Origin of the sequence: Myxococcus vastator (genome assembly GCF_010894475.1) — a bacterium.
Lineage (GTDB): Bacteria > Myxococcota > Myxococcia > Myxococcales > Myxococcaceae > Myxococcus > Myxococcus vastator.
The window spans coordinates 1-1,093 of sequence record NZ_JAAIYB010000882.1; the positions used below are offsets into that span (position 1 = coordinate 1).

Here is a 1,093-nt window from a genome sequence, read left to right on the forward strand (position 1 = left end):
GCACACCCGCCCTGCCCCACCAGGTGTACGAGAGCAACCTCGTCCTCGTGGCCGCGCTCGCCCGGGAGGCCGGCGCGGAGGTCCGCCAGCTCGCCCGCGCCCGCGATGACGAGCGCGCCCTGCGCGACGCGCTCACCCGCCTGGCGCCGCAAGTGGACGTCCTCATCACCACCGGAGGGGCCTCCGTGGGGGACAAGGACCTGGTGAAGCGCGTGCTCGCCGCGCTCGGCGCCCGCTTCTTCGTGGACGGCGTCGCGCTCAAGCCCGGCAAGCCCGTGGCCGTGGCCCGGCTGGGTGACACCGCCGTCGTCGTGCTGCCCGGCAACCCTGGCGCGGCCACCGTGGCGTTCGACCAGCTCGCCCGCCCGCTCCTCCTCAAGCACCAGGGCGTGCTGGAGACGCGCCGCCGCGTCCGCGCCCACCTCTCCGAAGCGCGTCACAAGCAAGCGGGCCTCACCTACCTCATCACCACCACCCTGGAAGCCCGGGACGGCCTCGCGCCGCGCGCCGTGCTCCGTCCGCAAGGCGCCGGGCAGACGCTGCAGAACGTCCACGGCGAGGGCTGGGCCCTCCTCCCACCGGGCCGCGCGGACTTCACCGAGGACGACCTCGTCGACGTCGAGCTCTTCGACCGGCCCACCTTCACACCCGTGGGGGCACCGGCATGAGCCGCGCTCCCGCGCTCAGCGTGGTGGGCTGGTCCGGCGCCGGCAAGACGACGCTGCTCACCCGGCTCGTCCCCGAGCTCGCCACGCGAGGCCTGCGCGTGGCCGTGGTGAAGCACTCCTCCGACGCCCATCCGCTGCACCGGCCCGGCAGCGACACCGCCCGCTACCACGACGCAGGCGCCGTGCTCACCGGCTTCGCCACGCCCGCGGGTGTCCAGCTCACGACGGCCACCGCGCCCTCGGATGCGCTGCCAGCGCTGCTCGAGCGCGCCGCGGGCGCCGTGGACCTGGTGCTCGTCGAAGGCTGGAAGGACGGCCCCCTCCCCAAGCTGGAGGTATGGCGGGAGGGCCTGGGCCCGCCGCTGGCGCCCTCGCGCCCGGAGGTCCTCGCGGTGCTCTCCGCCGAGCCCACCCTCCCCTCGGAC

The 1,093-nt window shown here is 75.6% G+C and carries 2 protein-coding genes; both read left to right on the top strand.

What is annotated here, in order from left to right:
• On the top strand, positions 1-668 hold a 668-nt coding region (locus G4D87_RS38100; RefSeq protein ID WP_240358949.1), incomplete at its 5' end, for a molybdopterin-binding protein.
• Positions 665-1,093: molybdopterin-guanine dinucleotide biosynthesis protein B (mobB, locus tag G4D87_RS38105; RefSeq protein WP_163787630.1), on the top strand; the 429-nt coding region annotated here is incomplete at its 3' end. The genes G4D87_RS38100 and mobB, both read left to right, overlap by 4 nt.